The following is a 7,221-nucleotide window of genomic DNA, read 5'->3' as shown; positions in this document are numbered from 1 at the left end:
GTCTATATGTCTATATGTCTATATGTCTATATGTCTATATGTCTATATGTCTATATGTCTATATGTCTATATGTCTATATGTCTATATGTCTATATGTCTATATGTCTATATGTCTATATGTCTATATGTCTATATGTCTACAGAATGTATTGAATACGATTTAATGTCAACCTTGTAATTATGAATTTTTCTCAAGTTAATAATGAAGATAGTTCAAGTTTCTACTTGAGCATCATCTCGCCATTTTGCACGGGTTATGACTTCAGTATGGCACTGATAGGGGAATAAAAAACCCTGGATTAAATCCAGGGTTTTTAGGTCAATCGCAACTTTAAAATAAACCAGCCAATCGGTTGAGGTCGGATTGAATAGCGCCGGCTGTCACTTCTCTGCCTGCGCCTGGTCCTCGAATGACCAGAGGGTTATCTTTGTACCACTTGCTCTCTATGGCAAAAATGTTATCGCATGGCAATAAGTTGGCGAGCGCGTGCTCACGAGACAACGCTTCGACTCCCACCGTTGCTTTACCATTTTTTTCTAAACGCGCCACATAGCGAAGCACTTGATCGTTTCTCTGTGCTTTTGTCAGACGCTCTTGAAGTATTTCACTCAACAACGCTCCATTATCGAAGAAATCATCTAAGCTCAGTTCTCTTAATTCTTCTGGCACCAAAGACTCAACTTTAACGCTGTCTGGTTCTATATCTAGGCCCGATTCTCGAGCCAAGATGACTAACTTACGCATTACATCGGAGCCATCTAAATCAGAACGAGGGTCAGGTTCGGTTAACCCTTGCTGCCAAGCAAGATCGACTAAATCATTAAATGGCACAGAACCATCAAACTGTTGGAACAGCCATGATAACGTCCCCGAGAAAATCCCCGATAGAGCGACGATTTCATCCCCACTTTCACGAAGATCTCGCACGGTATGGTTTATCGGTAACCCGGCACCAACCGTTGCGTTGTATAGCCAATGACGACCAATTTTAGCGAATGCATCTTGAACCTGATGGTAGTACTGACTATCTGCGGAACCGGCCACTTTGTTAGCGGAAATCAAATGAATGCCTTGCTGTGCGATTTCTACGTAGCGCTGAGCTAACTCTTTACTCGCGGTAACATCAAGCACGACGGCTTCATCATAGCTTTTAAGTGCTCCCAAACGTGCCAGCCAATCCCCATTGTTTGCTATGCTTTCATCATCAAATCGTTCAGCAACACTCGCCGCCTCAATACCTTGCTCATCGAACCAATAGGTTTGGCTATCCACAACCGCGACAAGATCAAAGCTCATACCATGACGTTTTTCGAGCTCACTTTTTTGCGTCGCAAATAAATTTAACCAACTAGAACCAATATTACCCTTGCCACATAAAGCCACTGCCACGCGTTTTTGCGCTTGGAACAACTGGCTATGAATCGTTTGAACCAACGCCTCGGTATCAGTACGGCGCAAAACAGCGACTAGGCTCAGTCCTGAGTCTGTTTCAGAGATAAATTCTACCGGAGAGTGCTTTAGCTTCTGATAAAAGCCAAAGCAATGATTGGCGTTTTTCGTAACGCCTGCACCTACCGCAGCTAAGAGCGAGTAACCTTCTTTTAGCTTAATTTCTGCCTCTACCGCAAGCTCTTGCAAGTGTTTCAATGCACCACCGGCGATTTCTGCGGTGTAAGCCAAGCGTAGCGTATGCTGATCGGATTGAGCTTCAAATGCCAGTGGCTCTAATTGCGCGCGCTGCAACGCTTGTAATACATCACTCTGTGTTTTTTCGAAGTCGTGCCCATGCATGAAAGACAACTGCACCAATAAAACATCATCCAGTGAAGTAATAATTTTAGCGCCACGACCAGATGCCAATACACGCTCAATACGAGTAGAACCCGACTCTGGCAGATAGCTACACTTGAGATTAAGGTCCATGGTACTTTGCGCCACAGGCTGAAGCGTACGACTGTGTAGCACTGGGGCAGCTAAGCGAGCAAGTTCACTGGCTTCATCCAATCGAAGTAACGGTAATAAACAAGCGTCAGACACCAAACGTGGATCGGCACTATAGACACCAGCAACATCACTCCAAATCGTGACAGTACTGACTTCAGCAAGCGCGCCTATGACCGTTGCAGAATAGTCAGAGCCGTTACGACCAAGTAGAATGGTTTCTCCTGCCTCGTTCTGAGCCATAAAGCCAGTAATTACCACACGTTTATGGTTATGCTGCGCGAGGATCTCTTTAATTAAAGGGTATGAACGAGCGCGATCAACCTCTGGTTGAGTTCCCGCTTCTGCACGTAAAAACGCTCGTGCATCTTGTGCAACCGCAGGGATAGAACGTTGAGATAATAACGCGGCCAATAGGCGAGCAGACCATACTTCTCCGTGCCCCAGTACCGCGGCTTTTTGCGCATTAGTGAGTGGTGCAGTCAGCTCCGAGAGAGTACTGAACTCATCATGTAATAAAGCTAACAGCTCTTCTTTTGCTTCACTCTCCAACAAGCTTTCTATTAGCTCAGTTTGAAACTGTCTTAAGCTTTGAAGCGCCTCATGCGCAATTCGGCCATCTTTATTTAACCCTTCCAAAAACTCAATCAAGCGGTTAGTGGTTTTTCCTGCAGCAGAGACGACCACCAGATCATTTTCTGTCGAATACTCCTTGAGAATACCCACAACGCGTAAGTAGCATTCTGGGTTTGCTAAGCTACTGCCACCAAACTTATGCAGCTGACGTTGTACAGTCATTGTTATCGTCTCCTATTACTGGGTAGCTTTAGCGAACGCTTGTTCTAAATCTGTGATGAGGTCTTGTGCATCTTCCAAACCGACAGACAAACGCAATAGTTGATGAGAGACCCCAGCCTCCGCCAGCGCCTCCTCACCCATTGCACGGTGCGTCATGGATGCTGGGTGGCAAATCAAACTTTCTACACCACCTAATGACTCTGCTAATGAAAACAGTTGGAGCTCTTTCACAAACACCTTTAACTGTTCAAACGAACCAGCAAACTCAAAACTCAACATAGAGCCAAAGCCCGTTTGCTGCTTTTTAGCGATGTCATGACCTGGATGTTCCGGCAGGCTTGGATGATAGATAGTTTTAACTAACGCTTGTTTCTGTAGGTAAGCCAGTACCTGCTGTGAGCTCTCCTCATGTACTCGCATACGAGCACCAAGCGTACGAATACCTCGCAGCGTCATATAACTATCGAAAGGTGTGCCCGTTGCACCAATACAATTGCCCCACCATGCAAGCTCTTCTGCATGCGCCTCTGTGTTGGTGATGATTACTCCACCAATTACGTCCGAATGACCGTTGATGTACTTTGTTGTGGAGTGGATAACAAAATCCGCACCTAGCTCTAAAGGTTTTTGGTACACGGGTGTCAAAAAGGTATTGTCCACCGCAACTAACGCGCCGATTTGTTTCGCTTTTTCACAAGTAGCTGCAATATCCACTACGCGAACCAGAGGGTTTGACGGAGTTTCTAGCAAAATGAGTTTTGGTTTTTGTGCCAATGCAGCATCTAAAGCCTGTTCGTCTGATTGATCGACAAACTGAACCTTAAAATCGCCTTTGCTAGCTCGGGTATTAAAAAGACGATAGGTGCCGCCATAACAATCGTGAGGAGCAATAATGAGATCATCTGGGCCGAGAAAAGCGGAAACCCATAAATTTAATGCCGACGTACCGCAGTTAGTAACAACCGCTCCTTTTCCAGACTCAAGTTCAGATAGCGCACTTTCCAACAGTCCGCGGTTTGGATTACCAGATCGTGTGTAATCATACTTGGGCACTTCACCAAAAGCAGGAAAACCATAGTTAGTGGAAAGATAAATAGGTGGAACGACAGCATGATATTGGCTGTCTGATTCAATACCAGTGCGTACTGCAATGGTCGCAAGTTTGCGAGTGCTCATGGGTGTATCCTTTCACGGGTAATGACTTCTAAATAGGAATGCGCTATATCTAATGAGTAACATAAAGTGATCAACACGCTTCCTTTGCTGTTATGTTCACTTTACTCGTCAAAAAATGAGACGTCAACACTTCTAGACGTCTATATGTCTTTGCTTATGGCGGTAAATGCAGCTAAAATCAGCACCTAAATTATTTTTAACCGATTACATAAATGAAGGTGTGCAATGGCTGACTGGAATGGCGAATACATTAGCCCATATGCAGAGCACGGCAAAAAAAGCGAACAAGTAAAAAAAATTACCGTCTCTATCCCGCTAAAAGTTTTAAAGGTGCTAACTGATGAGCGTACTCGCCGTCAGATCAATAACTTACGCCATGCAACCAATAGCGAATTGCTATGCGAGGCATTTTTGCACGCGTACACAGGTCAGCCACTTCCGACAGATGAAGACCTTCGTAAAGACCGTCCTGATGATATTCCAACAGAAGTAAAAGCGCTGATGACGGAAATGGGCATCGAATTTGAGTCATTCGACGAAGAATAAAAAAGCCTGATAAAAGGTTTCAGGTAATAACTCTTGCCTCGAGCCAAATGGATGACATAAAAAATGGGACGCAATAGCGTCCCATTTTTTGTGTATCACATCTGAAAGATATATTACTCTGCCATGTAGTTTTCAGGCATCTCGATACGAGCTACACCTGAATTAACCGCCGCCTGAGCAACCGCTTTTGCAACACGTGGTAGCAAACGTGAATCCATTGGTTTTGGAATAATATAGTCCGCACCAAACTCTAGCTTATCAACACCGGCAGCCTTCAATACGGCTTCAGGTACAGGCTCTTTTGCTAGCTCGCGAATCGCCTCAACGGCTGCAAGTTTCATTTCATCATTGATTTCACTTGCACGCACATCAAGAGCACCACGGAAAATGAATGGGAAACACAATACGTTGTTAACTTGGTTAGGATAATCACTACGGCCAGTACCCATGATCAAGTCATCACGAACTGCGTGAGCAAGTTCCGGCTTGATTTCAGGATCCGGGTTAGAACATGCGAATACGATTGGCTTATCAGCCATCAACTTCAACGCTTCCGCTGGCAACAGGTTTGGACCAGATACACCTAGGAACAGATCTGCACCTTCAATTACGTCTTCTAGTGTGCGCTTATCTGTATTGTTCGCAAATAACTGCTTATATTCATTAAGGTCATCACGACGAGTGTGAATCACACCTTTGCGATCTAGCATGTAGATTTTTTCGCGCATTGCACCGCATTTGATCAGAAGCTCCATACACGCTACAGCGGCAGCGCCAGCGCCAAGACAAACAATTGTTGAATCTTCAAGTTTCTTACCTTGAAGTTCGATTGCATTCAGCATACCCGCTGCCGTTACAATAGCAGTACCATGTTGATCATCGTGGAATACTGGTACATCACAACGCTCAATCAGACGCTTTTCAATCTCAAAACAGTCTGGTGCTTTAATATCTTCAAGGTTGATACCGCCAAAAGTGTCTGCAATGCTCGCAACAGTATCCACAAATTCATCGATCGTGCGGTGCTTAACTTCAATATCAATAGAGTCAAGACCTGCGAAACGCTTAAACAGTAACGCTTTACCTTCCATCACTGGCTTAGATGCAAGTGGACCTAGGTTACCTAGACCTAGAATAGCGGTACCGTTAGAAATAACAGCAACCATGTTCCCTTTTGCAGTGTACTTGTACACGTTATCCGGGTTTTGTGCGATTTCACGCACTGGCTCTGCAACACCAGGGCTGTAAGCAAGGGCAAGATCACCCGCCGTTTCCGCAGGCTTTGTAAGTTCGACAGCAATCTTTCCTGGAGTTGGATAAGCATGGTAATCCAATGCTTTTTGGCGATGTTCTTCTTCTGGAGTGGCTGCTTGGTGGTTGTCTTCAGACATGGACGTTTCTCTTTTTTATTTTTAGGTAAGGGGGCATAAATTCTATCGGATAGAAATCAAACTTCATAGGCAAGATTGCGAGCAATATCCTTAAAAAGCCGATAATAAAAGAGATTAGACCAGATAACGGGGTTAAGCACCTGATTTTCGAGTCAGGTGCTCTTTCTTCTTACTATTATTGGAGTATGCAAACTCAGAAAGTATCGTTACTCTTCGTCCACGTATTGCGCTTGGAGATAATTCTCAATACCAGACATTTCAATCAAGCCAAGTTGCGTCTCTAGCCAATCAACATGTTCTTCTTCATCTTCAAGAATATCTTGGAAGAGATCTCGAGACACATAATCTCGAATGTCTTCAGCGTAGGCAATCGCATCTTTTAAATCTGGAATAGCCGCCATTTCAAGCTTTAAGTCACACTCGAGCATTTCCTTGGTATCTTCACCAATCATCAACTTACCTAAATCTTGTAGGTTCGGTAGGCCTTCAAGGAACAAAATACGCTCAATTAGATGATCGGCATGCTTCATCTCATCGATAGATTCGTGATATTCCTTGTCTGCTAGGTGCTTTAAGCCCCAGTCTTTATACATTCGGGCGTGAAGAAAATACTGATTAATAGCGACGAGCTCGTTACCGAGCACTTTATTGAGATGTTGAATGATGATTGGATCGCCTTTCATGACAAAACCCTCCTCTTTGGCTTCATTTAAATGTAGAAGCAAATGAGAAGGTGTCAAAATGTAAGGCAAATAATTACTGCATACTTACAGCAATTAGCTGGCTTGTTTAAATTCCGTGTAACTAGTTTCCGCTAAAATTTCCTTGGCCTGTCTGATGCACTTACCACATTGGCTGCCCAATGCCGTGCACTTTTTGATTCCTTTAATATCTGTTACGCCTTCATCTATCGCCAACTTCCTAATTTTTTTGTCGGAGACACCATGGCAAAGACAAACGTACATACTCAAAAAACCTATAAAACTAATCTGTGACAAACAATATAAACAAGAATAGTTCTTGTTACCAGTCGCATTATGGTGTCCGCTCAGAATATTTGGTTATAAAGATTTTACCGCTGCAGGAAAAGATCAAAGGGTTAAGAGGGGTGAGTAAAAGCGTTAAGAAATAAAGCCGGTAAAACTCTGTTTTTAAATCGAAAAAGTGACGTCTTTTATTTCAACACTTATAACTAAATGTAATCTAGAAATGAAAAAGGGAAGCCTAAGCTTCCCTTTTCGATGCGCTTTCTTCAAAAAGAAGAACAGTGCAAGATTTCGTTTAATTCGTTATGAATTAGTCGAAGATCTTAGCAACAACACCAGCACCTACTGTACGGCCACCTTCACGGATCGCGAAACGTAGAC

At 43.8% G+C, this 7,221-nt stretch carries 6 protein-coding genes and 1 pseudogene; 1 reads left to right on the top strand and 6 read right to left on the bottom strand.

Annotated features, from left to right (window positions below; genetic code table 11):
- Positions 1 to 332: 332 nt before the first annotated feature.
- Positions 333 to 2,741, bottom strand: a complete 2,409-nt coding sequence (locus R7R24_RS22105; protein ID WP_017633523.1) for a bifunctional aspartate kinase/homoserine dehydrogenase II — start codon at positions 2,739 to 2,741, stop codon at positions 333 to 335.
- 15 nt (positions 2,742 to 2,756) lie between these two features.
- Positions 2,757 to 3,917, bottom strand: coding sequence for an O-succinylhomoserine (thiol)-lyase (locus R7R24_RS22100; protein WP_054579553.1), 1,161 nt, complete (start codon positions 3,915 to 3,917; stop codon positions 2,757 to 2,759).
- 225 nt (positions 3,918 to 4,142) lie between these two features.
- Here R7R24_RS22100 and metJ point away from each other — a divergent pair, with 225 nt between their 5' ends.
- Entirely contained in the window at positions 4,143 to 4,463 is a 321-nt protein-coding gene (metJ, locus tag R7R24_RS22095; RefSeq protein ID WP_005381353.1) for a met regulon transcriptional regulator MetJ, read from the top strand.
- A 113-nt stretch (positions 4,464 to 4,576) separates the two neighbouring features.
- Here metJ and R7R24_RS22090 read toward each other — a convergent pair whose 3' ends face one another.
- The 4 genes and pseudogenes from R7R24_RS22090 to R7R24_RS22075 form a co-directional block, all read right to left on the bottom strand.
- The gene (locus R7R24_RS22090) at positions 4,577 to 5,854 is read right to left on the bottom strand and encodes a malic enzyme-like NAD(P)-binding protein (protein ID WP_005381358.1); all 1,278 of its coding nucleotides are present in this window, start codon (positions 5,852 to 5,854) and stop codon (positions 4,577 to 4,579) included.
- 206 nt (positions 5,855 to 6,060) lie between these two features.
- Positions 6,061 to 6,537, bottom strand: coding sequence for a bacterioferritin (gene bfr, locus R7R24_RS22085; protein WP_005381359.1), 477 nt, complete (start codon positions 6,535 to 6,537; stop codon positions 6,061 to 6,063).
- Between the two features lie 93 nt (positions 6,538 to 6,630).
- The gene (locus R7R24_RS22080; protein WP_005381360.1) at positions 6,631 to 6,819 is read right to left on the bottom strand and encodes a (2Fe-2S)-binding protein; all 189 of its coding nucleotides are present in this window, start codon (positions 6,817 to 6,819) and stop codon (positions 6,631 to 6,633) included.
- Between the two features lie 331 nt (positions 6,820 to 7,150).
- Positions 7,151 to 7,221 (bottom strand): annotated as a pseudogene (locus R7R24_RS22075) (elongation factor Tu); the annotation flags it as partial.

This window comes from Vibrio sp. 704 (assembly GCF_033339295.1).
Note: the sequence above shows the minus strand (reverse complement) of the source record. Positions and strands in the feature narration are given on the sequence as shown.

Coding starts and splice junctions, on each gene's coding strand:
- R7R24_RS22105 (WP_017633523.1), bottom strand. CDS start 2,741: ATGACTGTACAACGTCAGCTGCATAAGTTTGGTGGCAGTAGCTTAGCA.
- R7R24_RS22100 (WP_054579553.1), bottom strand. CDS start 3,917: ATGAGCACTCGCAAACTTGCGACCATTGCAGTACGCACTGGTATTGAA.
- metJ (WP_005381353.1), top strand. CDS start 4,143: ATGGCTGACTGGAATGGCGAATACATTAGCCCATATGCAGAGCACGGC.
- R7R24_RS22090 (WP_005381358.1), bottom strand. CDS start 5,854: ATGTCTGAAGACAACCACCAAGCAGCCACTCCAGAAGAAGAACATCGC.
- bfr (WP_005381359.1), bottom strand. CDS start 6,537: ATGAAAGGCGATCCAATCATCATTCAACATCTCAATAAAGTGCTCGGT.
- R7R24_RS22080 (WP_005381360.1), bottom strand. CDS start 6,819: ATGTACGTTTGTCTTTGCCATGGTGTCTCCGACAAAAAAATTAGGAAG.